16 protein-coding genes are annotated in these 24,294 nt (G+C 62.6%); 7 read left to right on the forward strand and 9 right to left on the reverse strand.

Features of this window, described 5'->3' with window-relative positions:
- Positions 1 to 57 precede the first annotated feature (57 nt).
- From ACILSQ_RS22505 to ACILSQ_RS22515, 3 genes are all read right to left on the reverse strand, one after another.
- On the reverse strand, positions 58 to 1,374 hold the full coding sequence (locus ACILSQ_RS22505; protein WP_395745919.1) for a sensor histidine kinase: 1,317 nt from the start codon (positions 1,372 to 1,374) through the stop codon (positions 58 to 60).
- 17 nt (positions 1,375 to 1,391) lie between these two features.
- Entirely contained in the window at positions 1,392 to 3,689 is a 2,298-nt protein-coding gene (locus tag ACILSQ_RS22510; protein ID WP_395745920.1) for a bifunctional SulP family inorganic anion transporter/carbonic anhydrase, read from the reverse strand.
- 123 nt (positions 3,690 to 3,812) lie between these two features.
- Positions 3,813 to 4,454, reverse strand: coding sequence for a response regulator (locus ACILSQ_RS22515; protein ID WP_395745921.1), 642 nt, complete (start codon positions 4,452 to 4,454; stop codon positions 3,813 to 3,815).
- Between the two features lie 92 nt (positions 4,455 to 4,546).
- Between ACILSQ_RS22515 and ACILSQ_RS22520 the strand changes: the two genes are divergently transcribed.
- Together ACILSQ_RS22520 and ACILSQ_RS22525 are read left to right on the forward strand one after the other, a co-directional pair.
- Positions 4,547 to 6,604, forward strand: coding sequence for a TonB-dependent receptor (locus tag ACILSQ_RS22520; RefSeq protein ID WP_395745922.1), 2,058 nt, complete (start codon positions 4,547 to 4,549; stop codon positions 6,602 to 6,604).
- Positions 6,605 to 6,694: 90 nt separating this feature from the next.
- Positions 6,695 to 7,639 (forward strand): polysaccharide deacetylase family protein, encoded by a 945-nt coding sequence (locus ACILSQ_RS22525; RefSeq protein WP_395745923.1) that lies wholly within the window; start codon positions 6,695 to 6,697, stop codon positions 7,637 to 7,639.
- Here ACILSQ_RS22525 and ACILSQ_RS22530 read toward each other — a convergent pair.
- The gene (locus ACILSQ_RS22530) at positions 7,629 to 8,912 is read right to left on the reverse strand and encodes a Y-family DNA polymerase (RefSeq protein WP_395745924.1); all 1,284 of its coding nucleotides are present in this window, start codon (positions 8,910 to 8,912) and stop codon (positions 7,629 to 7,631) included. The genes ACILSQ_RS22525 and ACILSQ_RS22530 overlap by 11 nt on opposite strands.
- 143 nt (positions 8,913 to 9,055) lie before the next feature.
- Between ACILSQ_RS22530 and ACILSQ_RS22535 the strand changes: the two genes are divergently transcribed.
- Positions 9,056 to 9,610 (forward strand): DUF2726 domain-containing protein, encoded by a 555-nt coding sequence (locus ACILSQ_RS22535; RefSeq protein WP_395745925.1) that lies wholly within the window; start codon positions 9,056 to 9,058, stop codon positions 9,608 to 9,610.
- Positions 9,611 to 9,687: 77 nt separating this feature from the next.
- On the opposite strand, the gene ACILSQ_RS22540 is transcribed toward ACILSQ_RS22535, so the two are convergent.
- Positions 9,688 to 10,689 (reverse strand): Ig-like domain-containing protein, encoded by a 1,002-nt coding sequence (locus ACILSQ_RS22540; RefSeq protein WP_395745926.1) that lies wholly within the window; start codon positions 10,687 to 10,689, stop codon positions 9,688 to 9,690.
- Positions 10,686 to 11,798, reverse strand: coding sequence for a hypothetical protein (locus ACILSQ_RS22545; RefSeq protein ID WP_395745927.1), 1,113 nt, complete (start codon positions 11,796 to 11,798; stop codon positions 10,686 to 10,688). The genes ACILSQ_RS22540 and ACILSQ_RS22545 overlap by 4 nt, the downstream gene beginning before the upstream one ends.
- Positions 11,799 to 12,075: 277 nt before the next feature.
- Here ACILSQ_RS22545 and ACILSQ_RS22550 point away from each other — a divergent pair, with 277 nt between their 5' ends.
- Positions 12,076 to 14,253: a transglycosylase domain-containing protein gene (locus ACILSQ_RS22550; RefSeq protein ID WP_395745928.1), complete on the forward strand. Its 2,178-nt coding sequence runs from the start codon at positions 12,076 to 12,078 to the stop codon at positions 14,251 to 14,253.
- A 15-nt stretch (positions 14,254 to 14,268) separates the two neighbouring features.
- On the opposite strand, the gene metH is transcribed toward ACILSQ_RS22550, so the two are convergent.
- Entirely contained in the window at positions 14,269 to 18,075 is a 3,807-nt protein-coding gene (gene metH / locus ACILSQ_RS22555; protein ID WP_395745929.1) for a methionine synthase, read from the reverse strand.
- A 112-nt stretch (positions 18,076 to 18,187) separates the two neighbouring features.
- On the opposite strand from metH, the gene ACILSQ_RS22560 reads away from it, so the two are divergent.
- Positions 18,188 to 18,793 carry a helix-turn-helix domain-containing protein gene (locus ACILSQ_RS22560; RefSeq protein WP_395745930.1) on the forward strand — a complete coding sequence of 202 codons (606 nt, stop codon included), beginning with the start codon at positions 18,188 to 18,190 and terminating at the stop codon, positions 18,791 to 18,793.
- 21 nt (positions 18,794 to 18,814) lie between these two features.
- Positions 18,815 to 21,004, forward strand: a complete 2,190-nt coding sequence (locus ACILSQ_RS22565; RefSeq protein WP_395745931.1) for a M60 family metallopeptidase — start codon at positions 18,815 to 18,817, stop codon at positions 21,002 to 21,004.
- A gap of 37 nt (positions 21,005 to 21,041) precedes the next feature.
- Here ACILSQ_RS22565 and ACILSQ_RS22570 read toward each other — a convergent pair whose 3' ends face one another.
- Positions 21,042 to 22,361 (reverse strand): PQQ-binding-like beta-propeller repeat protein, encoded by a 1,320-nt coding sequence (locus ACILSQ_RS22570; RefSeq protein WP_395745932.1) that lies wholly within the window; start codon positions 22,359 to 22,361, stop codon positions 21,042 to 21,044.
- Positions 22,362 to 22,428: 67 nt separating this feature from the next.
- Here ACILSQ_RS22570 and ACILSQ_RS22575 point away from each other — a divergent pair, with 67 nt between their 5' ends.
- Positions 22,429 to 23,355, forward strand: a complete 927-nt coding sequence (locus ACILSQ_RS22575; RefSeq protein WP_395745933.1) for a dihydrodipicolinate synthase family protein — start codon at positions 22,429 to 22,431, stop codon at positions 23,353 to 23,355.
- A 7-nt stretch (positions 23,356 to 23,362) separates the two neighbouring features.
- Here ACILSQ_RS22575 and ACILSQ_RS22580 read toward each other — a convergent pair whose 3' ends face one another.
- Positions 23,363 to 24,289, reverse strand: coding sequence for a hypothetical protein (locus ACILSQ_RS22580; RefSeq protein ID WP_395745934.1), 927 nt, complete (start codon positions 24,287 to 24,289; stop codon positions 23,363 to 23,365).
- Between the last annotated feature and the right edge of the window lie 5 nt (positions 24,290 to 24,294).

Here is a 24,294-nt window from a genome sequence, read left to right on the forward strand (position 1 = left end):
AGCCGTGGGGGAAAAGGACAGGCCGGAGGCACTGTCTTACGAGGACAGCCGGGACGACTATCCTCCGCTGGGAGGGGGGTGAAGGGGAACGACGATTTCGATGCGGAGGCCGTGGGGCTGGCGGCTGGTGGCGGTGAGCTCGCCGCCGGACTGACGGGCACGGGCACGCATGCCGACCATGCCGAGACTGGGGCTGTAGATGATGTCGTCGTTCTGATTGGGCAGGCCTTTGCCGTTGTCTTCAATGGTGAGATGGATGGACTCATTCCGGTGCAGCAGGCTGATTTTCACCTCCGTGGCCTCGGCATGACGGGCGATGTTGGTGAAGGCCTCCTGGGCGATGCGGAAGAGGTGCGTTTCGGTCTCGTCCGAAAGGCGCCCCGTGAAGTCGGATACGTAATCCACTTTGAGACGGGTGCGCTGGCCGAATTTCTCCGCGAGCCAGCGCAGACCGGCGTCGAGACCGAAATCATCGAGAATGACGGGGCGGAGGAGCTGCGAGAGCTCGCGCACGTTGGCGATGGATTCATCCACCAGATGCAGGCAGTCGGCGCGCAGGGAGGGCAGGTCCTGCGTCGAGCCTTTGGTCAGGTTGGCGCGCACCGCCGCCAGCGACTGCCCCAGCTCGTCATGCAGTTCATGGGAAAAGCGCCGCGCGGCCTGCTCCTGCGTCTGCAGCATGTGCCAGGACACACGGCTCAGCTCCTCAGACTGCCAGCGGATGCGCTGGATGCTTTTGCGGGCGAAGGCGATTGTCAGGATGGCGGAGATCGCCGCCAGGATGGTGCTCGAGCCCAGCAGCAGCATGGAGTCATCGCTAAGATCCTGCGACTGCTGTTCGAGCTGGTGCTCGGTGGTGGTGAGATGCTCCGAGCTGCTCTTGATGAGTTCATTGACCAGTTCGACGACCCGGCCGTGATGCTGAAACAAGGTCTCCAGTTTGTCCCGTTGCAGAGGCTCCTGGCTTTCCAGCAGGCGGTGAGATTCCTGGGTGAACGCCTTGACACCTTTGTCAAGATCCGCCCACAGCTCCGGCCCCGCCAGGGACCTCACCTCGCTTCCCAGCCGTGAAATCTGCCGGTCGCTCTCGTCCAGCTCCTGCAGCAGTTTCACCAGGTCATCACGCTTCAGCTCAAACTGGGCAAACTGGTGCAGCACCCCGGCCATGGTGTTTTCCTCCGACTGCACATCCTGCCGCAGCCGGGCGATGAGAAACTGGTCCCGCGCCATCTGCTCCACCCCGCGCCGGATGCCCTGGCTCTGCCGCACGGCGATGAGGCCCGCCGTTCCCAGCAGGACCATCACCAGCAGGAAACCCAGCGCCAGAACGCGCAGAACATAACGCTCCGTGATGCGAAGGAAGGTGAACGACATGGGCCACCGGTAGAACCTTAGACAGCTTTGACAATCGGAACTGACAGCGACGATGCATTCGGAATGGCAGCGGCGCTGGAGGCCGGAGTCTGGAAGAAGGACACCATGCCCGTCTGAATATCGTAGAGCGCCCCCACCAGCACCACCCGGCCGTCTTCGATCAGTTTCGCCAGCGTGCTGCTGCGCTCCATGATCATGCGCATGGTTCGCAGCACATTGCGGCGGGAGACCTCATTGGAATACGCCGCCTTCTCGCCGGGCAGCCAGCTCCCGTCTTTCTTATACGTGGTCAGATCCACCGACTGCTGAATCTCAGCGATCAGCGAGTCCAGATTGGCGCATCCCGTGGCCTCGGCCACCGTCTTCTGGCTGGTGATGAGGTCCACCGCCGCGTTGACCGCCCCGCAGGACGTGTGCCCCATGACCAGGATCATCTTCGCCCCCGCCACGGCGCAACTGTACTCCATGCTGCCCAGCACCTTTTCCGGGGCGATGTTGCCGGCGATCCGGACGCTGAAGACATCTCCCAGGCTCAGGTCAAAGATCAGCTCCGCGGGCGTGCGTGAGTCGATGCAGCTCAGCACCACCGCCATGGGGAACTGGCCGGCGGAGGTCGCGTCCACCAGACGTCCAATGTCTCGTTTGATCTGCCTGCCCTCACGGAAGCGCTCATTGCCCTCCTTGAAAATCTCCAGCACACGCTCCGGGGTGAGGCTGCTCTGCACCTCGCGGCTGCTGTAGTCCTGGAAGAAGGTGTGGTCTTTCAGCCGGTGGTATTTGTCCTTGAAGCCCGCCAGGCTCACCTGCACCCCGCGCACTTTGGCTGTGTTGTGCTGGTAGTCGTTGATCAGGTCCAGGATGTCCGCATCGATGAATTCCGTGCTGCGCGCGTCGATCAGCACATGGCTGCCGCCAGGCACGTTGCTCAGGGTTTCATCCAGCGTGGCCCGGCTGAAGAATCCCACCTGGCTCGCGAGCTCGATGCGCAGCACATCGCCCGTGACGTGCTTCTCCATGATCTTGCGCAAAGGGTGCCGCATGTTGCTCCGCAGGATGAAGCCCAGGCTGATCACCAGACCGATGAGAATGCCGATGATCAAATTCGTCAGCACAATCGCCACCACGGTGAGGATGAAGGGCAGGAACTGGTAGCGCCCCTCTTGCCACATCTGCCTGATCAGCGCCGGGCTGGCGAGCTTGAAGCCCGTCACCAACAGGATGGCCCCCAGGGAGGCCAGCGGGATCTGGTTCAGCAGCCCGGGAATCATCAGCACGCAGCCCAGCAGCAGGATGCCGTGAAACACCGTGGCGAGCTTGGTCTTTGCGCCGGCATTGATGTTCACACTGCTGCGCACGATCACGCTCGAGATCGGCAGGCCGCCGATCAGCCCCATTGTCAGGTTGCCCACGCCCTGCGCGATCAGCTCCCGGTTCGCCGGGCTCTGGCGCTGCTCCGGGTCGATCTTGTCCACGGCCTCCAGATTGAGCAGGGTCTCCAGCGTGGCCACCATCGCAATCATTGCCGCACCGGCGTAAACGGCAGGATTTCCCAGCGCGGAAAAATCGGGCGTTTTAAAGAAGCCCAGGAAAGCTCCGAAGTCCTTCGCCACCGGCACCTGCACCATGTGGGTGGCCCCGATCGCCCATGATCCGCCAAACTGCTTGAGCAGCACGCTGATCACTACTCCCAGCAGCACCACCACCAGCGGAGCCGGCACGGGGCTTTTCTTCAGCGCCTTGGTTCTGTCCCAGACGATCATCAGCAGAATGGACACCACCCCCACCAGCAGCGCACCCGGTTGAATGTCGAACAGCGAGTGCCACAGTTCCGTGAAGGTGTTTTCATGGTCAGGCTGGTCAAAGCTCATTTCACCTTCAGGATCGGGGTCGTGCCCCACCACGTGGGGAATCTGCTTCAGCACCAGGATGACGCCGATCGCCGCGAGCAGCCCTTTCACCACGCTGGAGGGAAAATACGCCGCCACGCCGCCGGCACGGCACAGGCCCAGGATGATCTGAATCACCCCCGCCAGCGCCAGCGCCATGAGGAAGGCCTCAAAGGAGCCCAGGGTGGCAAGCTGCGCCGCCACGATGGCCGTCAGGGCCGCGGAAGATCCGCTCACACTCGTGTGGGAGCCGCTCAGCGCCCCCACCAGGATACCGCCCACAATCCCCGCCAGAATCCCCGTGATGGGCGGCGCATTGGAGGCCAGCGCCACCCCCAGACACAAGGGCAGGGCCACCAAAAAGACGACGAGTCCGGCAGAGAGATCCTTGATATAGGCTGATAGCTTATTGAACGAGGTTGCAGGCATGCGGGAAAGAAGGAGCTTATTTTTTGCGATGGAGATTTTTAATTTAAGGCAAGGGCTTCATTTCAAGCCACTTCCCCCAACGTTTCCAACAACAAAAAAGACGCCATTTTCCACACCCTGCGCTCAGTCAATGAGCCCGTTGCGGATGGAGAAACGCACCAGCTCCCCAATGGAGTGCAGATTGAGCTTTTCCATGATGCGACCGCGATGCGCTTCCACCGTGTAAACACTTAGGTTAAGCACGGAGGCTATTTCCTTGTTCGTCTTGCTCTCTGAAATCATCTGCAGCACTTCGCGCTCACGCGGTGAGAGCAGGTCGATCGGGTTGGTCACGTGCTTGCGGTAGTCGTCCAGCACCGCGTCGCTCACCTCCGGGCTGAGGAACCCTTTGCCATTGGCGACGGCGCGCACGGCGGAGAGAAGATCACTCTCGTTGCTGTCCTTCAAAAGGTAGCCGTTGGCTCCCGCGCGCAGCATTTCACGCACATAGACGGAATCCTTCTGCATGGAAAGCGCCAGGATGCGCGCCTTCGGCACCGCCTTGGTGATCTGCCGCGCCGCCTCAATGCCGTTGAGCTCGGGCATCGTCACGTCCAGCACCACCACGTCCGGCTGCAGTTGCACGGCTTTTTCCACCGCCTCCCGTCCGTTGGCCGCCTCTCCCACAACCTCCATGTCCCACTGCGCGGCGAGGATCATGCGGAAGCCGTTGCGGACCACGGCGTGGTCATCGGCGAGGAGAATGCGGGTGGTTTTGGCGGACATGGGGTCGGTACCATAGCCAACGTGTGGCGAAGCGCAAAATCTGCGGTCATTTTGTGGGAATCACGGTGGGGTGTCGTCCTAAAAACGCCCTCATGCCCCCCTTTCGTCTTACCACTGCCCTGTGCGGCGCCCTCGTGCTGCCCTGGCTGGGGCATGCGCAAAGCCTCCAGGAGGAGGCGCTGGAAATGCCCGAAATGGTCATTGAGGGCAAGGCGGAGAGCCTTATCGGCATCGCCACCTCAGCTTCCAAGGGCCAGACCAGCGCCAAGGAGCTGCTGGCACGGCCGTTTTCCCGCCGTGGCGAACTCCTGGAGAGCATCCCCGGCTTCATCGCCACCCAGCACAGCGGCGATGGCAAGGCGAACCAGTACTACCTGCGTGGCACCAACCTGGACCATGGCAATGACTTCGCCATCTACGTGGACGGCATGCAGGTGAACCTGCGCAACCATGCCCACGGGCAGGGCTACGCGGACATGAACTTCCTCATTCCCGAACTCGTCGGCCAGCTCGACTACTGGAAGGGCACGTACTTCGCCCAGCATGGGGATCTGAGCTCCACCGGCGCGGCGCGCTTCAAACTCGTGGACTCCCTGCCCCAGGGCATTTTGAGCACCACGCTGGGCCAGTTTCAATATGAGCGTGTGCTGGTGGCGGATACCATCAAGGCCGGTGCGGGCCAGCTCACCGTGGCGGTGGAGCAGCAGTACTACAACGGCCCCTGGGACCTGCCCGCCAATGCGTCCCGCTGGAACGGCTTCGCCCGCTGGCACTGGGCGGATGCCACGGACAGCGTCAACGTCACCCTGATGGGCTACCACGGCAGATGGGTCTCCACCGACCAGGTGCCTCAGCGTGTGATTGGCAGCCTCATCGGTCGTTACGGCAACATCGACCCCACCGACGGCGGCAATTCGCAGCGGCACAGCCTCTCCTTTGACTGGGTGCACGAAGGCGACCACACCACCACGCGTACCAACCTCTACGCCGGCTATTACGATCTCGACCTCTTCTCCGATTTCACCTTCTTCATGGACAATCCCGTGCAGGGAGACCAGTTCGAGCAGCAGGACCACCGCTGGTTCGTGGGCGGGCAGGTGGCGCGTGACTGGCGCTGGGACGCCCTGGGGCAGGAGCAGCGCTTCACCCTCGGCGTGCAGATGCGCACGGACTTCATCAACGGCCTCGGCCTCTACAACACCACCCAGCGCCAGCGCTGGAACACCATCAGCCTCAACGACATCATCCAGGACACCTGGGGCATCTATGCGGAAGCCGAGCTCAAGCCCACGAAATGGCTCCGCATCATCCCCGGCCTGCGCGGTGATGTGATGCAGTTTGACGTCACCAAAAGCAATATCGCGGGAAACTCCGGCTCCAAGATCAACGGCATCCTCAGCCCCAAGCTCAACCTCGTTTTCGGCCCGTGGGCCAAGACCGAGTTTTACATCAACGCGGGCACCGGCTTCCACAGCAACGATGCCCGCGGCGTGGTCTCCACCATCGATCCCGCCACCGGCCTGCCCTCCACCCGTGCCACGCCCCTGGTGCGCACCTACGGCGCCGAGTTCGGCATCCGCAATGAATCCATCCCCAAGCTGGTAAACACCCTCTCCTTCTGGACGCTGCACAGCGGCTCCGAGCTGATCTATGAAGGCGACACCGGCTCCTCCAGCCCCGGCCCGTCCTCGCAGCGTTTTGGCGTGGAGCTTTCCAGCTACTGGCGGCCCAATGACTGGACCATGGTGGACGTGGAGGCCACCTACACCCGCGCCTATCTCCTCACCGAAAACCCTTCCCACCAGCGTGTCCCGAACTCCATCCCCTACACTCTGAACGCGGGCGTCACCCTCGGCGGCGCGCAGGGTTTCTTTGGCTCCCTGCGCATGCGCTACATCGCCCCACGCCCCCTGGATCAGCTCGTCTCCGTTTATTCGCGTGAGTCCATCCAGGTCAACGGCCGCATCGGCTACCGGCACAAGAACTTTGAGATCGCCCTGGACTGCCTCAACCTCCTCAACCGCAGCGACTACGACGTGGCCTACTACTACGCCTCCCAGCTCAAATCCGACCCCGCTCCGGTGAATGACGTACACGTCCACCCCATCGAGCCGCGCATGTTCCGCCTTTCGGTGACCTACCGTTTCTGAACTGGCGGGCGTCCGCAACCGGCCCGGCGGGCGAAGAACCTTTCAAGCCCCGTTGCCAACTCCTCCGCAGCGTGCGAGCTTTCACGCCCCATGTTTCTGCCGCGTCTGTTTGCCCTGTTTTTCTGCACTGCCACCCTGCTGTCGGCCCAGGGCACCGCTTCATCACCCATGAAGATCGAAAGCCGGCGAGCCCTCCCCGTGGACGAGGAGCCCCGGCCCGCGCTGCCAGACCCGGCCACGCTGCCCCGCTTCCTGCCGCCCAACCGCAAGAGCGTCTATACCCGCTGCGAGGTGACGGTGCCGCTCATCGCCATCACCTTTGACGACGGCCCGGATCCGGTTCTCACCCCCCGTCTGCTGGACCTCCTCAAGCAGCGCGGCATCCACGCCACCTTCTTTCTCGTGGGCAAAAACGCCGCCGCCTTTCCCGATGTGGTCCGCCGCATCGTGGATGAAGGACACGAAGTGGGAAATCATAGTTGGTCCCACCCCCTCTTCACGCAGCTCAGCAAGGACAGCGTGGAGAGCCAGCTCCGCCGCACCCATGACGCCATCGTCAAAGCCTGCGGCGTGGCCCCGCTGCTCTACCGCCCGCCCTACGGCGCCGTGGGCGTCTCCCAGCGCGCGCGCATTGAGCAAACCTTCGGCTACCCCGCCATCCTCTGGGATGTGGACCCCCAGGACTGGCAGCACCCGCGCAGCGCCCAGAAGGTCTATGACCGCATCCACAGCCAGACCCGCGCAGGCTCCATCATCCTCTGCCACGACATCCACGAGACGACCATCGCCGCCATGCCCGCCACGCTGGATGACCTCACCGCCCGCGGCTACCGCTTTGCCACCGTCACCCAGTTGATCGCCTACAGCACCCCTCCCGAAGTCGTGGGCCCGCCCGCACCGAGCGCCGCCCCCGCTGCCACCACCCCGCCGGCTACTTCCCGGCCGGCTGCGCCTGCGTCTTCAAACACTCCCGCCGCCGGAGCGCAAAAAGAAGAGGTGAAGCGCGCGGAACCAGCGCGCCCCGCTACTCCTTAAACTCCTCCCGGTCCGGGATGCGTGTGAAGGCGATCTTCGTCCCCGAAAACGTCCGCACTGTGTCAGGCGTGAAGCCGATCACCACCGAGTCGCGCCCATGCCTTTGATTGATTTCGTCCAGCACGCGGCTCAGGTGCTCGCGCTGCTCCTTGGGCACCGCTTCACCCGATAAATCAAAAAGCTCGAGCTGCTGCGGCCGCGCCTCAGACACCAGGCCAAACAGCGTCACGGAAACTTTCTTCGCCCGCTGCCAGCGCGCCTGCTTCATCACCCGCTCCCACAGCTTCGCCAGCAGCCGCACCATCACGATGCTGTCGGACCCTTCTTCAAACTTTGCCTGCGCCTCGCAGCGCGGCCCGTCCTCCAGCCGCACGCTCAGGTGCAGGTGCGTGGCCCGGTACTTCATGCGGCGCAGCCGGCTCGCCGCCTTCAGCAGCAGCCGCCGCGCCACCACGCCCGCCGCTGGTGGCGTGCGCAGTTCCGGGGCCAGGACGTGACTATGGCCGATGGTCCGGTGCGCCGGCGGCACGTCATCCTCCGTCGCGCCGCCATGCAGGCCATGCCAGAAGCGGTCCCCGCACACGCCGCCCCAGGCCCGGTGCAGCGTTTCACGCTCCGCCGCCCAAAGCTCCGCCACCGTGCGGATGCCGCAGGCACGCAGGCGCGGCTCCATCCGCCGACCAATGCCACACAGATCCCGCAGTTCCAGCTCCAGCAGCCGCCCCGGCAGGTCCTGCTGCCGCAGCACCACCAGCCCGTTCGGCTTCTCCATGTCGCTGGCCACTTTCGCCAGGAAGCGGTTCGGCGCCAGACCGATGGAGCAGGTGATGCACTCCCCCACCCGCTCCCGCAGCCCCTCCTTGATACGCCGGGCCAGGTCCAGCGCCTCACTCAGATGCCGGCGCGGTGCGTCCAGCTTGCACGCCATCTCATCGATCGAGCAGATCACCTGCACCGGAAAATGCCGCTCCACCTCCTCAATGACCTTATGGTGAAATTCCACATACACATCGTGAGACGCCATCACCGTGATCAGTTCGGGGCAGCGCCGCCGTGCCTCGCCAATGTTCGTCCCCGTCTTGATCCCAAACTTCTTCGCCTCGTGGCTCGCGGCGATGGCGCAGGTCGTGTCCGAGTCCACCGGCACCACCGCGATGGGCCTCCCGCGCAGCTCCGGGCGGAGCTGCTGCTCCACGCTGGCGAAATAGCTGTTCAAATCGAGGAACAGCCAGTCCACGAGGTCTTGCGTATCGGCGGCAGGTTCAGAGGGCATGGGAGGTCTTATTATCTCAGAAAACAATACCTGTTCAATAGAACATTTCCCCGCACGAGAGGGCCCTCATTCGGGGCGCTGCCTTACACCGTTTTTACCAATCCAAAGTTGCCTCGTTTTATAATTTCCATAACAATGCAGTCATGCAGACCTCACCTGCTACATCTGCACTTTCCCCTTCTGATTTTCCCCCCATCCCCTGCCCCCTTCTGACCTCCGACGAATCCCTGTTTCACGCCTGCCTCGAAAACCTCACCGCCCAGCGCTGCCATATCCAATGCAAGCCGCGCCTCTCTGAAATCCTTCAGGATGAAAACGTGGCCGGTTTTCTCAAAATCTGCCAGCGTCACATCGACTTCCTCATCTACCGGAAAGAAGACTGGCTGCCGATGGTGGCCATTGAATTTGAAGACGACAGCCCTGGCAAGACCGGCCGCAAACTCCGCGACCGGCAGTTGGTGCACGACATCTTTCTGGCCCAGGGCATTCCCCTTCTGCAGGTGCACGCCAGGGACATCAATCAGATCGACACCCTCGTGCACAAGCTCACCGCCGCATGGCAGCAGCGGAACACCCACCTCGCCACCCTGCCCCCGCCAGCCCCCGAGCCACCTCCACCCCCGCCTCCCACCAAGCCCCTCACCACCCGCCTCCTCACCACCCCGCTCACCAAGGCGGCCTGCTCGGCGATTTCGTGAGGGGGGAACATCTCCCCGGCCCAAGCCCGGTGGGCTGTCACTATCGCAGCCATGGGTGCCAACCCACGGAACCCAACTCATCGAATCTCAAACTTCACCTCTCTCATCCCCGCCGCCTTGACCGGCGCCTCACGGTCCACCTCAAACGGTCCGTTCAGATTGTTCCCCGCCAGATCTTCCAGCAGCGGATCAATGACGATCACGCCCGGCCCCGGCGCCCATGCCTCGGCGGGGATGAAGTACCACGACCGCGCATCCACGCCCATCGCCACCGTGCCCGCGATTTCCGTTCCACCGCGTTTCACTTTCAATGCCGTGGCGAGCATGGCGGGATCCAGCGGTTCATCGAAAGTGATCTTTAGCGGATCACTCGTTCCCGCTTTCGGCACCCGGACCTGCCAGCGCTGCGGATCAGGACAGGAGTGGTCGGCGGCTCCGGCAGCCACCGTAAACACCGCCTCCTTTCCCAAAGCCACGCCTGCGGTCGAACGCCAGCTGGCGGCGATCTTCAGCGTGTGCTTCCTGCCCTCCTGCAAAACCAGCCCCTCGTCGGTGTTCAGATTGACCCCCGTCTTCTGCCGCCCGGGATGCAGCCACAGCGTCAGACGTTTGCCATCCGGCGACCACAGTTCTGTCTCGCGAAACGCGCCATTCACCACACTGCCATCCTCGCGCTGCAAAGTGATGCGCTCCAGAAACACCCCCTGCTCCATCGGCTCGCTGAAGTGCAGGTAGAGCTTCAGCGCATTCGCAGGCAGCACCGTGGGCGCGGGGGAGATGCTTACGGTCGGCACGGCGGCCTGCCGCAGCCGGAAGGTCAGCTTCCTCTCACTCCAGCTCCCGTCCGGTGATTTGACTTCCACACGATAGGATTCCCCCGCCACCAGCGGCAGCGCGGCGGTGAACAGGACGTTGTCGCCCGTCTTCACCACGCTGCCAAACAGCGGTTCGATCTCATCGCCACGAAACACGCGCATGTCACTGCCGCGGGCCTCGATGTGCCCGGGATCCTTCAGCCGCACCTCCGCGGCGCAGGCGAGGGAGGCCACGAGGCAGAAAGCCGTGAGCCAGCGCTTCACGGCAGCGCGGCCACTTCCAGGCTCAGGGTGCCCTCCGTATCACGCAGCACCACGGCTTCGCTGTCGCTCAGCTTGTCCACCTGCACCGCTCCGAACAGCGCATCCACGATCTCGATGCCCTCCGGGCCTTTCGGCTCTTTCTCATCACGGCGTGCGGCGTTTTCATTCGTCTTCTCCGGCGCGTTGGCGTCCAGGTAGTCCATGCTGATGCGCGCGCCCCACATCTTGCTGGGGCCAAAGGCATTCTGCTTGAAGCGCTGGGTATGCACCACCAGCCATTCCTTGCCGCTTTTGTCGGTGTAGTTGAAGAGATCCAGCGGGCGGTTGCCGCTGCCCAGCTCCACCATGCTCACGCCTTTCACCTGTGCGCCGCTCTGGATGTCATCCACCTTGAACTTCGCCACCGGCGTGCAGGCAAACGCGCCCACCACATACGTGCCTTCATTCGACTGATACGGGATGAAGCTCTGGATCGGGGCCTTCGTCTCCCATTTGCGATGCGCCACATGGTAGGTCTCCGCGCTGAAGACATTGGCCGTGGCACCATTTTTCAGCGGCACGGGAATGGTGAAGATGCGGGAGGCAAACTCCTCATTGCAGGTGCCCGTGGCAAACACGCGGTCCTTGTCGAAGGCCACGTCCGTGATGTTGGTCACCTTGCTGGCCGTGCCACCCGGCAGCGTGATGCGCACCCAGGACAGCGGTTCCAGATTCAGCGGCGCCACCTTGCCGTCAGAGCCCACGCTGACAATCAGCACCGCGTTGTCCGGCCGGCGCTGCACGCCGAGATAGATGCGCCCGCTGGCCGGGTTCACCGCCAGGTCCTTGACCGTGATGTCCTCCTTTTTCGCCCCGAGTCCGGCGGCAATCTGCGCGCCGATGTCCGCCACCGGCTTCGCCAGCTTTTCCTTTTTCGGCCCCACGTCCCCCGTCTGAATGGCCACCACGCTCGCCGTGCCCGGCTCCGCCACCAGCAGCACCCCCTCCGGCCCAAAGCTGAGCGAACTGAGCGACTGAACCTTCAGTCCGCCCTTTTGCGGCGATTCAAGCAGCGCCGCAGGGGCGCCGAGCGTGGAGGCGAGGAGGAGGGAGAGGCAGAGTGCTTTCATGGTCGGGTGGATGGGTGGAGACGTATGGTACGTAAACCGGCCGCCAGATGTCACGAACAAAAGGAAGGGCATTGCCCCCGGCTCCCGCATCCCTTACACTCTTCTCACGCCGGCTTTGCACTCTGACAACTTCCACACCCGCGTCTGCCTCGCCCCATCCGATTTCATTTCGGGGAGGGACCGCGACCCAATGAAATGTGAAATCGAAGTTCACACCGAGTTCATCGTCTGAAGCTTGATCTTTCCCTGAAAACAGCGACCCAGGTTCCCTGCACGCATGAAAAAAAAGACCCCTGAAGAGCGCAAGCCGACAAAACCCTCCTTGTCGCGCTGGCAGTCTTTCAAGCGGCTCTTCGTCATCTTCCTCATGGGCGGCTCCCTGCTTTGCACTCTCACGGCGGCGGTGGTCATCGGCATCTACAGCCACCTGGCCAAAGCCTATGACCTCACCAAGCTCGGGCAGATGCCAGAGCGCACCATCGTCATGGACTACAAGGGCGAAGTCCTCGGCCGCATGCACGGGGAGAACCGCATCATCGTGCCGCTCAGCGAGGTTTCGCCCTGGTTTGTGAAGGCGCTGCTGGCACGTGAGGACTCCCGTTTCTACAAGCACAGCGGCGTGGACTACGTCGGCGTGCTGCGCGCCATGCTGCGCAATCTCAAGGACATGCGCGTGGTGCAGGGCGCCAGCACGCTGACCATGCAGCTCGCGCGCAACAGCTTCCCGGACCTGGATGACCGCAGCATCCACCGCAAGCTGGTGGAGATGATGCTGGCGCGCCGCATTGAAAAGGCCTGCACCAAGGACCAGATCATCGAGCACTACGTGAACCGCATCTTCTACGGCCCCGGCATCTACGGAGTGCAGCGCGCCAGTCAGGTTTACTTTGGCAAGCACGCCAGCCAGCTCACCCTGAGCGAGGCGGCCATGATCGCCGGCATCATCCGCAGTCCGGCACGCTTCTCGCCGTTCCGCAACTACGAAGGCGCCATCAAGGAGCGCGACACCGTGCTCAAGCGCATGCTGGAGACGAAAGTCATCACCCCGGAGGAGGAAATCGCCGCACGCTATGCAGACATCGCCCTGCACGCGCAGCCGATCTTCCAAAGCCAGGGCGGCTACGCCCTCGACACCGTGCGGCGTGATCTGGATTTGATTCTGGAGCAGCAGGAGATCGAAGACGGCGGGCTGCAGGTCTTCACCACGCTGAACAAGGATCTGCAGGACGCCGCCGAAGCCGCCGTGGAAAAGCGCCTGGCCGCCATCGAAAAGCAGCATGGCTACGCCCATCCGAAGAAAGCGGACTTCGACAAAACGTGGGACGGCGCGCAGGAGGTGGCCTCCACCCCCTACCTGCAGGCGGCCCTGATGATGCAGGACAACAACACCGGCGGCATCCTGGCCCTGGTGGGCGGGCGCGACTACCGCCACAGCAAGTACAACCGCGCCACGCAGGGAGAGCGGCAGATCGGTTCCACCGTGAAGCCTTTCGTGTATGCCGCCGGCATCGCCTCCGGCTTCATGCCCGGCACGCTCATCAATGACGCGCCGATCCAGCCCGGTGAAATCGAAGGCGCTGATCCGAACTGGAGTCCGCAGAACTCCGACGGCAAATTCCTCGGCCCCACCACGCTGACGGACGGCATCGTGAAAAGCCGCAACACCATGACCCTCCGACTTGGCAACTACGCCGGTCTGGACCGGGTGATCGAGCTGCTGACCAATGCCGGCTTCAACAAGCCCGCCGAACGCACCCCGCAGATCTTCATCGGCAACATCGGCGGCAATCCGCGCCAGCTCACCAGCGCCATCAGCGTCTTTCCCAATCAAGGCCTGCGCCGCCGTCCCTTCCTCATCGACCGCATCATCGACAAGGCCGGCAACATCATCTACCAGACGCCCGTGCTCGAGTCCGAGGTCATGACCCCCAGCGTGGCCTTCCTCATGCGCAACATCCTCTCCCAGGTGCTGGAGCGCGGCACCGCCGCCTCATTGCGCCATGAATACGGCTTCAAAGAACCCGGTGGTGGCAAAACCGGCACCACCAATGACTACAAGGACGCCTGGTTCGCCGGCTACACCGACCGCGTGAGCTGCGGCATCTGGGTGGGGCTGGACAAACCTCAGACCATTGTCGAAGGCGGCTACGGCGGCACGCTGGCGCTTCCCATCTGGGCCGATGTGATGAAGAAAGCCGTCGCCCTCGGCTACAAAGCCGAAGTCCCCAAGGCCTCTCTGCCGCTTTCACGCGTCTCCCTCTGCCGCGTCACCAGCCAGCTCGCCACGGACGGCTGTGCACAGGCCGGAACCGCCTATGAAGAGTCCCTGCCCTACGATCTGGTGCCCCAAAACTTCTGCGCAGAGCATCAAGGCTACAGAGCTCCTCCTCCCCAGGTGCAGCACCACCATCAAGGCCGCGGCCTCTTTGACCGCATCCGCAGCTGGTTCCGCTGAGGCAGAAAGACGGGTTCAATACCCCAGCCACGGCCCAAGCCACTTCTCCGCTTCCTCGATCGTCATGCCTTTGCGCCTGGCATAGTCCTCCACCTGGTCGCGTCCGAGGACGCTGATCCCAAAATAATGCGACTCTGGATGCGAGAAGTACAGCCCGCTGACCGCGCTGCCCGGATGCATGGCCATGCTTTCCGTCAGCTCCACGCCAGTCTTGGCCGCCGAGTCGAGCAGCGTGAAGAGAATCGGTTTCTCCGTGTGGTCCGGCTGCGCGGGGTAACCCGGCGCGGGGCGGATGCCGCGGTACTTCTCCTTGATGAGCTCCTCCTTGCCCAGGTCTCCCGGTTTCTCATAGCCCCAGGCAAAACGCGCCTGCTGGTGCAGATACTCCGCAAAAGCTTCCGCCAGACGGTCCGCCACCGCCTTGGCAATGATCGCGCTGAAGGGATCGTGCGCCGCCTCAAACACTTTGGCGAACTCATCCGCACCGTGGATGCCGACGGTGAAGCCGCCGATGTAGTCGGCACGTCCGCTGTCCTTCGGCGCGATGTAGTCGCTCAGTGCGTAGTTTGGCGTGTCCTTCTTGATCACCTGCTGGCGCAGCGTGTGGAAGACCGTCTTCACCGCGCCGCGTGATTCGTCCGCATACACCTCGATGTCATCGCCCACGGCATTCGCCGGGAAGAAGCCGATGATGCCACGCGGGGTAAAACGGCTTTCTGCGATGACGCGGTCCAGCAGGTCGTTCGCGTCTTTATACAGCTTCAGCCCTTCCTGCTCAGCCTTGGCCTTCATCTCCACATCCTCATGCGCGGAGGAGAAGCGCTGATCCGCGGCGATCCAGCGGCCCCGCAGCTCCCAGGAGTGGAAGAACGGCGACCAGTCAATGAAGTCCCGCAGCGTGACCACAAGCTCCGGTCCTTCATACACCTTCGTGCCCAGGAACGTCGGCGTGGCGATCTCCTGCGTGGCCCAGTCGCACTTGAATCCTTTCTCGCGGGATTCGGCGATGCTCAGCAGCGCCCGGTCCTTCTTTTTTCCATACTCCTCGCGCAGGCGGGCATGGCGCTCTTCGTTCTGCTTCACGAACGCCTCGTTCTGCTCCTGGCTGAGCAGGGCCGTCGTCACCGGCACGCTGCGGGAGGCGTCCAGCACATGCACAACGCTGCCGCTGTACTTCGGCGCGATCTTGATGGCTGTATGCGCAGGGCTGGTGGTGGCGCCGCCAATGAGCAGCGGCTGCTTGAAGCCGCGCCGCTCCATCTCGCTGGCCACATGCGCCATCTCATCCAGCGATGGGGTGATCAGACCGCTGAGGCCTATCACATCCGCGCCGACTTCCAGGGCCTTTTCCAAAATCTTGTCGCAGGGCACCATGACGCCCATGTCCGTGACCTCGAAGCCGTTGCAGGCCAGCACGATGCCCACGATGTTCTTGCCGATGTCATGCACGTCCCCCTTCACGGTGGCGAGCACCACCTTGCCGGCGCTGCGCTGGTTCGGGTTCGCGGCCTTTTCGGCTTCCATGAAGGGCTGCAGGTACGCCACGCTCTGCTTCATCACGCGCGCGCTTTTCACCACCTGCGGCAGGAACATTTTTCCGGCGCCAAACAGGTCGCCCACCACGCTCATGCCGTCCATCAGGGGGCCTTCGATGACAGAGAGCGGCTTGCCCAGCTTGGCGAAGACCTCGGCGGTGTCCTCGTTGATGAAGTCGGTGATGCCTTTGAGCAGCGCATGCTCCAGGCGTTTCTCCACAGGGGCCTGACGCCAGCTCATGTCGATCTCCGCCTTCTTCGCGCCGCCGGCCTGGCCTTTGAACTGCTCGGCGTAATCGACCAGGATCTCCGTGGCGTCGGGACGACGGTTGAGGATCACGTCCTCCACCTTCTCCAGCATTTCCTTGGGGATCTCCTCGTACACTTCCAGCATGCCCGCATTCACGATGCCCATGTCCATGCCCGCCTTGATGGCGTGGTAGAGAAACACGCTGTGCATGGCCTCGCGCACCTTGTTGTTGCCGCGGAAGCTGAAGCTCACATTGCTCACGCCACCGCTCACCTTGGCATGCGGCAGGTTTTCCTTGATCCAGCGCGTGGCATTGATGAAGTCGAGCGCGTAGTTGTTGTGCTCTTCGATGCCCGTGGCCACCGTCAGGATGTTCGGGTCAAAGATGATGTCCTCCGGCGGAAAGCCCACTTCATCCACCAGGATGCGGTAGGCACGTTCGCAGATCCGGATCTTGTCGGCATAGGTCGCGGCCTGGCCCTGCTCGTCAAAGGCCATCACCACGGTGGCAGCGCCGTACTGCTTGATCTTGCGGGCGTATTCCCGGAACTTGTCCTCGCCTTCCTTGAGCGAGATGGAGTTCACGATGCCCTTGCCCTGCAGGCACTTCAGGCCGGCCTCAATGATCTCCCATTTGGAGGAGTCCACCATGATCGGCACCTTGTTCACTTCCGGCTCCGTCTGCAGCAGGATGAGAAACTTCGTCATCGTGGGCACGCCGTCGATCAGGCCTTCGTCCATGCAGACGTCGATCACATTGGCGCCGCTCTCCACCTGCTGGCGGGCGATGGCCACGCCTTCCTCCAGCTTGCCCTCCTTGATGAGCTTGGCAAACTTCGGCGAGCCCGCCACGTTCGTGCGCTCGCCGATCATCAGATAGGGAGGCCGCTCCTCCGGTGTGGAATTCTTCAGCACAAACGGCTGCGAGCCGCTGAGGCGCATGGTGTGCGGATCTTCCGGCACCTGGCGCGGCGGCAGATTCTCCACCGCCTTCGCGATCGCGGCAATGTGCTCCGGCGTGTTGCCGCAGCAGCCACCCATGATGTTCACGAATCCGCTGCCCCCGAAATCCTTGGCAAACTCCGCCATGTCCGGCGGCAGCAGGTCAAAGCCCGTGGGTGCCAGCGGGTTCGGCATGCCGGCATTCGGATACGCAGAGACAAAGCAGTCCGCCTTCGAGGAAAGCTCCTCCAGGAAGGGACGCATCTTGTCCGGCCCGAGCGAGCAGTTCAGCCCGATGGACAGCGGCTTCACATGCCGCATGGCATTCAGATAAGCCTCCGTCACCTGCCCCGAAATCATCGTCTCGCCGCCCGGGCCGACGGCTGCGCTGATCTGCACCGGCAGCTCCACCTTGTCCTCCTCAAACACTTCACGGATGGCCACCAGGGCCGTCTTGGCATTGAGCGAGTCGAAAATCGTCTCCACCAGCAGCGTGTCCACCCCGCCGGCAATCAGCGCCCGCACCTGGTGCTTGTACGCCTCCTTCACCTGGTCAAAGGTCACATAGCGGAAGCTCAGGTCGGAGAGGTCCGGGAACTGCGACAGCGAAACCGTCAGCGGCCCGATGGCCCCGGCCACGTAACGTTTCCGCCCGGTCTTTTCGCCCACGATGTCCGCCCATTTGCGGCATTGCTGCGCGGACTCAAAATTGATCTCCCAGGCCAGGTCATTGAGGAACTTGTCCTCCAAGACCGTCTGGAAAAACGCCGGATCCTTCCGCTGCCCCGCCGGCACCTCCTTGAAAAACTCCGCCTGCGCGATGCTGGTGCCGCTGAAAGTGTTCGTCTCAATGATGTCCGCCCCGGCTTCCAGGAACCGGCGGTGGATGTCCTCAATGACATCAGGCCGGGTCAGGGAAAGGATGTCGCCGTTGTTCAGCAGATCCTTCTCATTGGCCAGAAAGCGCTGGCCCCGCGCATCCGCCTCCTTCAGCCCATAGCCGCGAATGGTCGTCCCCATGGCCCCGTCGATCACCAGGATTCGCTGGCGCATGGCGGCTTCGAGTTCAGGGCGGACATTGGGGCGTGCAGGCATGGCGGAAACTAGCGTCTGAGATGGAAGGGTCAACCTCATATCAACGCATCATGATGTGAACATGCGACATTTTTTCTAATTTACAGGACAATTATCCGTTATATCGGCACTCATGCCCGCCAAACCCAAATCCGCCTCTCCCCCTGTCGAGTCCAGCCCCGAGGCCATCAATGAGAATCTGGGCAAACGGGTCAAAAAACTCCGCAGCGACCGCGGCTGGTCCCTTGAAGAGCTGTCCACCACCAGCGGCGTCAGCCGCTCCATGCTCAGCGAAATCGAGCGCGAAAAGGCCAACCCCACTCTCACCGTCACCTTCCGAATCGCCCGCGCCTTTGGCCTGACCTTGCAGGAGCTCATCGAAAGCGCCGAGGCCAGTGCCTCCAAAATCCAGGTCATCCGCGCCAATGACCGCGCCCAAGTCTATCGCAGCGACAAGCAGTGCGAGATCCGCACCCTCTCCCCCATCAACCTGGAGAAGGACGTGGAATTCTACGAAATGACCCTGCGCCCCGGCGGCACCCTCCGCAGCCAGCCCCACTTTGAAGGCACGCGTGAATTCCTCACCGTGGAGGAAGGCAGCGTCCGCATCGAGTCCGACCAGAACAGCGAAGAGCTCGCCAAAGGAGACTCCGGCACCTACCGCGCCGACGTCCCCCACGCCATCGTCAACACCGGCAAGGGCGATGCGCTGGTGTTCCTGGTGGTGATTTACCGATAGGCCCCATTTCCCAACCCAACCATGAAATCAGCCACCACCCTCGTCCTCCTCGCTTTCGCGGGAGTCCTGCACGCCCAGATGCCTCAGGCGCTCGTCACTGCGGAGCGCACCAAAATTCTCGAAGGCGTCAAATCGGTGCCTAAAGCGGGTGCACCAGGACCCATTGGAATTTGGGGCAACATTGCGTTCCCGATTCTCTCAGCACCCGACAAGGACGGTGTGGAGATCGCCGTGGCAGCGGCGGCGGGCTACGGCAAAGGGCGCATCATCCTCTTTGGGCATAACAGCTATCTCGCAGGCAATGAGGGCGGGGATCACGCGAAGCTGATCGACAACTGCGTGAAGTGGGCGGGCAACAAGGAGAAGCCACGCGTGGGCGTCAAAGGAGTGAACAAGCTGAACGGCATCAAGGCGGAGACGTTTAACACCGTCGATAAAAAAAGCCTCAAAGAGTACGACGTCGTCATTGTGAACATGCAGGGCATCATCAGCGCCGAAGAAGGCGCGGCGGTGGCGGAGTATGTCAAAGGTGGCGGTGGATTCATCGGCGGCATGACGGGCTGGGCCTTCAGCCAGACCAGCGGGGGCAAGGACCTGGCGGTTTCCCACGGACTCAATCAGGCCCTGATGCCCGCAGGAATCGCCATTACCGACATGAGCGCCTTTGACCAACTGCGAAGCTTTGAGGCACGCACCGAACTGCCGCAGATGATGAACGCCTCGGAAGCCATCAGCGCCATCAAAAAGCAGCGCGACGGCGGCCCCGCGCTGACAGCGGAGCAGATGAAGCAGGGCACGAATGCCATCCAGATCGCCATGGCGGCGCAGCCCCCTGACCGCAGCAATTTGAAAGCCGCGGTGATCGCTGCTCTGGGCAATGCCGGTGCGGATGCCGCCGTGCCGACTGAGAAGGCACCGCTGACCGCCGAAAAGCATGCGGCTCAGCGTCTGCGTCTGGGCATGGAGACACGCGTGCTGCGGCTTGCCGCTGGTGAAGGCGTGGCCGCACATCCCGCGCATGAGACTTTCCCCGGCAAGGTGCCCTCGGACGCGCCAAGGGTCTCAGGAGAAGTGAAAGTGACTCCGAGCACTCCCGGCTGGACGAGCACCGGCCTCTATGCGGCTGCAGGAGACACCATCACCGTCACCCTGCCGGAAAAACTCGCGGACAAAGGCTATGCCGTGCGCATCGGCTGCCACAGCGACACCTTGTACCATCTCGACAAATGGGAACGCGCGCCAGACATCACCCGCAGCGTCTCCCTGGGCACCGCCACCACGAAAACGGCCAGCGCCTTTGGCGGTCTCATTTACATTGAGGTTCCGGGACGCGCCAAGGCTGACGAACCCTTCACCGCTGTGATCCAAAACGCCGTGCCCGCGCCCCTCTTCGTCCTCGGCCAGGATGACGACGCCAAATGGAATGAAATCAAGAAACGCCCCGCCCCCTGGGCGGAGCTGGCCTGCGACAAGCTCATCCTAAGCTGCCCCACCGAGGTGGCACGTGCCATCACCAATCCCACCCAGCTCATGGAGTTCTGGAAGAAGGTCGTGGAGGCGCAGGACGACATCACCAATCAAGCCGCTGAACGCACGCGGCCCGAGCGCATCGTGGCGGACGTGCAGATCAGCGCCGGCTACATGCACAGCGGCTACCCCATCATGATCCCCACCAGCGCAGCGCCGGAGATGACGACCTTTGGCAAACTGAAATTCCCCGGCTGGGGCTTTTACCATGAGATCGGCCACAACCATCAACGCGGTGACTTCACCTTTGACGGCACAGGAGAAGTGACCAACAACGTCATCGGCATGTACTGCTATGAGGCCGTCTTGAAAAAGGACTGGCTCATCGGTCATGGTGCCATATCCGAAGACGCCCGCAAAGAGCATACCCAAAAGATCAAGAAGGCCTCCAACAAGTGGCAGGTGTGGAAGAGCGAGCCGTTCACCGCGCTGACCACCTACATCCAGCTCATCCAGGAGTTCGGCTGGGAGAGCTGGCGCAAGTACCTCTACAGCTTTGACGATCCCAAATTCGGTCCGGCACCGAAAGGCGATGACGAACGCCGCGACCAGTTCCTCATCCGCTATTCCAAGATCACCAACAAAAACCTCGCCCCCTTCTTTGAGGCCTGGGGCATTCCCGTCAGTTCGGCCGCGAAGGCAGAGGTGAGCAAGATGGAGACCTGGATGCCGAAGGGGATGTGAAGTGAAATGACGAATGTCGAATGCAGAATGATCGGAATCACTTCCCCAGCGACGCACACACAATCTCCTCGTCATTGCGCATGAAGACACACTTGTCGGCGAAAGCCGGGTGCGACCACACCACCGCACGGCGTGGGTCGGTGGTGGTGGGTTTCAGCAGCTTGGCGCGGCTGATTTCCTCGTAACCTTTGGGTGAGAGCCGGGCGATGATGAGGTCGCCTTGTTCGTTGGCGAGGAAGAAGCGGTTTTCGTGCTTGATGATGAAGGCGTTTGCCCAGCGGACAAGCGGGCCGCCGGTGGTGGCGGCCATGGTTTCCCATACGCGCTCGCCGGTTTCCAGCTTCAGGCAGCGGAGCTGGCCGTAGCTGCACACGCCGTAGATGTGACCGTCTTCAATGAAAGGCGTGCTGATGAGGCTGTGCAAGGTGTCCGTGTTCTTCTCACTGAAGCTTTTGCCCTCCCACAGCAGTGTGGCTTCTGGCTTGGTGGCATCCAGCTTGAAGCATTTCGAACTGGTGTAAAAGGAGCTGAAGAAAAGCAGATCACCCGACTGCCGCGGCGTGGCGACCGTGAGGCCAAAGCGCACGTCCCAGGGATAGGACCAGAAGACTTTGCCGGTGGCAGGGTCCAGCGAGTTCACCGCCTGCGGATGCCAGAGGATGAGCTGCTTCGTGCCGCCGGCCTCGATCATCGTCGGCGCGCCATAGCCAGGCTCGCGCGCATCGAGTGCGCGCCAGATTTCTTTGCCGCTGTCCTTGTCAAAGGCAACCGCGACGCTGCCCGGCCCGCCGCAGAGACAGATGAGGCGCTGGCCATCCAGCAACGGATGGCCGGCGAAGCCCCACATCGGAGTCTTGGCGCCGAATTCGGATTTGAAATCATGTGCCCAGCGGACCTTGCCACTGGCAGCATCCAGGCAGAGCAGGTTTCCTTCCGCGCCCAGCGTCCACACTTTGCCCTCGCTCACCAGCGGCGTGCAGCGCGGGCCGGTGGAGTAGCTCATGGTGTAGGTGCAGTCATAGCGGTGCTCCCAGATGACTGCGCCCGACTTCGCATCCAGACACAGCACACGCTCGGTGCCAGGAATGACGCCCCGTGCGAAGGCGTTGCCCGGCACGCTGTTTTTGTCAGCCACCTGCCGGTCCATCAGATACACCCTGCCGTTCGCCACCGCCGGCCCCGTGTAGCCACCGCCGATTTTCACCCGCCACAGCACTTTGGGGCCGCCTTCGGGAAATGTGTCCACGATTCCAGGCTCACGCCACACGGCATCCCGCTGCGGGCCGAGCCACTGCGGCCAGTCATCCGCATGCAGGAGCGTGGGCAGCAGTGCCAGAAAGAGAAATGACGTGCGCATGGACAAACAAACTCACCACCATGAATCATGTTGCAGAGAATCTGGCCTCCCGCACGTTTGCCCCATCATGATGAACCTGCCCGACTCCCGCCGCCTGCACAGTCTCGTCACGGCCACTCACACGCCCTTTCATGCCGATGGCTCGCTCAATCTCAAAGGCGTGGACAAGCAGATGGAGTTCCTGCTGACCAAGGGAGTGAACACGGTTTTCATCGGCGGGAGCACCGGAGAGAGCCACTCCCTCACCTATGAAGAGCGCCACCTCCTGGCCAAAGGCTGGATGGCCGCCACCAGAGGCACCGCCATGCGTGTGGTGGTGCACGTGGGGGCAAACTGTGTCGCGGATGCCAGGGCGCTGGCGGAGCAGGCCGAGGATCTAGGCGCGGCCGCCATCGCGGCGCTCGCACCGATGTACTTCAAGCCCAAAAACGTCGAGGTGCTGGTGGAGACCATGGCGCAGATCGCCGCAGCAGCTCCGGAGACGCCTTTCTATTACTACGACATCCCGTCCATGACCGGCGTGAATCTCTCCGTGCCGGACTTCCTGCAGCAGGCCGGCAAACGCATCCCCAGTCTCGCCGGCGTTAAATTCACCAATCCCGATCTCATGGCCTATCAGTACTGCCTGCGTGCCGATGGCGGCGCATGGGATGTCCCCTTCGGCTGCGATGAGCACATGCTCGGCGCACTGGCGATGGGCGCCAGGGGCGCGGTCGGCAGCGGCTTCAACTTTGCCGCCCCCATTTACCTGCGCCTGCTCGCCGCATTTGCGCAGAATGATTTCACCGCCGCTCGTCAGGAGCAGTTTCGCGGCGTGCAGATCATCAGCACTCTTGTGCGCTACGGTTACGTTGGTGCGGCGAAGGCTGTGATGGCGATGCTCGGAGTCGATGTGGGTCCGGCCCGCCTGCCCAACTCCACGCTCACTCCCGCGCAGAAGGACCGCCTGCACGGCGAGCTCGAAGCCATGGGCTTCTTTGAGTGGGTGAAATAAACGCCGGTCAGCGGGTCACCTGCAGCAGCGGCGTGGGCAGGTGCTCGCTGGTGAGCCAGAGCGTGCGGCTGTCACTGTCATAACAGACGGCCTCCGTCTGCCTCAGCAGTTCGGGCTCAATGCGCACCGGCGCCCGCTTCAGGGCCGCAGCGAGGGATGTGTCCGGCGGCAGCAGCCATTCGTACAGGCTGCTGTAGGTGGCCACCACCATGCGGGAGCCATCCGGGGCAAAGCAGGCGGCCGTGGTCATGCAGTTGTCATGCGGGCGTTTGCCCACGCGGATCAGCGTGGGGAAGGTCAGGTTCGTCACCTTTTCCAGCACCATGCTCACGTTTGGCTGCAGCGGCTGGGGAAAGGCATACAGGGCGCTCCTGCCGTCCTCGCTCTTGGTCAGGATGTACAGGCGCCGGGTCAGCGGATGCACCAGCAGGCTCTCTGCATTGTGGCTGCCGTCAGGATAATTGGCACGCCAGAGCTGCGGCGCGCCGGTCTCCGTCTCCTCCACGGCCTTGCCCGGCGCATTCACTCCGGGCTCGGGGATTTGATAGACCTGAATCGAGGTGCGGATAAAAAGATTGTCGCCGATGTCACCGATGAAGAGCATTGGAGCTCCCTTTTCATCCTTGCCGGAGGCGATGTCCTCCCAGTCAAAATTAGCCGCGTCACGCAGGCGTACCTTGGCACGGGTTTTGCCACTGCGATCAATGGCAAAGATGCAGGGCTCACCGCCGGAATCGTTCACGGTCCAGAAGATGGAGGGATCACGCCCGCTCAATGCCAGGCCGGAGCTCTCCTTGATGCGCTTGTCCTCCAGGATCGCGACCTTCTTGCTAATGCTGGGCGCCGGTTTTTCCGGCCAGACAGCCGCGCTCTGCCCAAAGCAGGCGGAAGCCGCGGCAAGCGCACACGCAAACTGGAGCAGAGCCGTTTTCATGACTC

Origin of the sequence: Prosthecobacter sp. (assembly GCF_044227185.1) — a bacterium.
Lineage (GTDB): Bacteria > Verrucomicrobiota > Verrucomicrobiia > Verrucomicrobiales > Verrucomicrobiaceae > Prosthecobacter.

Bases quoted from the DNA above. Each gene is read 5' to 3' on its own strand.
- ACILSQ_RS22505 (WP_395745919.1), bottom strand. From the start codon at position 1,374: ATGTCGTTCACCTTCCTTCGCATCACGGAGCGTTATGTTCTGCGCGTT.
- ACILSQ_RS22510 (WP_395745920.1), bottom strand. From the start codon at position 3,689: ATGCCTGCAACCTCGTTCAATAAGCTATCAGCCTATATCAAGGATCTC.
- ACILSQ_RS22515 (WP_395745921.1), bottom strand. From the start codon at position 4,454: ATGTCCGCCAAAACCACCCGCATTCTCCTCGCCGATGACCACGCCGTG.
- ACILSQ_RS22520 (WP_395745922.1), top strand. From the start codon at position 4,547: ATGCCCCCCTTTCGTCTTACCACTGCCCTGTGCGGCGCCCTCGTGCTG.
- ACILSQ_RS22525 (WP_395745923.1), top strand. From the start codon at position 6,695: ATGTTTCTGCCGCGTCTGTTTGCCCTGTTTTTCTGCACTGCCACCCTG.
- ACILSQ_RS22530 (WP_395745924.1), bottom strand. From the start codon at position 8,912: ATGCCCTCTGAACCTGCCGCCGATACGCAAGACCTCGTGGACTGGCTG.
- ACILSQ_RS22535 (WP_395745925.1), top strand. From the start codon at position 9,056: ATGCAGACCTCACCTGCTACATCTGCACTTTCCCCTTCTGATTTTCCC.
- ACILSQ_RS22545 (WP_395745927.1), bottom strand. From the start codon at position 11,798: ATGAAAGCACTCTGCCTCTCCCTCCTCCTCGCCTCCACGCTCGGCGCC.
- ACILSQ_RS22550 (WP_395745928.1), top strand. From the start codon at position 12,076: ATGAAAAAAAAGACCCCTGAAGAGCGCAAGCCGACAAAACCCTCCTTG.
- metH (WP_395745929.1), bottom strand. From the start codon at position 18,075: ATGCCTGCACGCCCCAATGTCCGCCCTGAACTCGAAGCCGCCATGCGC.
- ACILSQ_RS22560 (WP_395745930.1), top strand. From the start codon at position 18,188: ATGCCCGCCAAACCCAAATCCGCCTCTCCCCCTGTCGAGTCCAGCCCC.
- ACILSQ_RS22565 (WP_395745931.1), top strand. From the start codon at position 18,815: ATGAAATCAGCCACCACCCTCGTCCTCCTCGCTTTCGCGGGAGTCCTG.
- ACILSQ_RS22570 (WP_395745932.1), bottom strand. From the start codon at position 22,361: ATGCGCACGTCATTTCTCTTTCTGGCACTGCTGCCCACGCTCCTGCAT.
- ACILSQ_RS22575 (WP_395745933.1), top strand. From the start codon at position 22,429: ATGATGAACCTGCCCGACTCCCGCCGCCTGCACAGTCTCGTCACGGCC.
- ACILSQ_RS22580 (WP_395745934.1), bottom strand. From the start codon at position 24,289: ATGAAAACGGCTCTGCTCCAGTTTGCGTGTGCGCTTGCCGCGGCTTCC.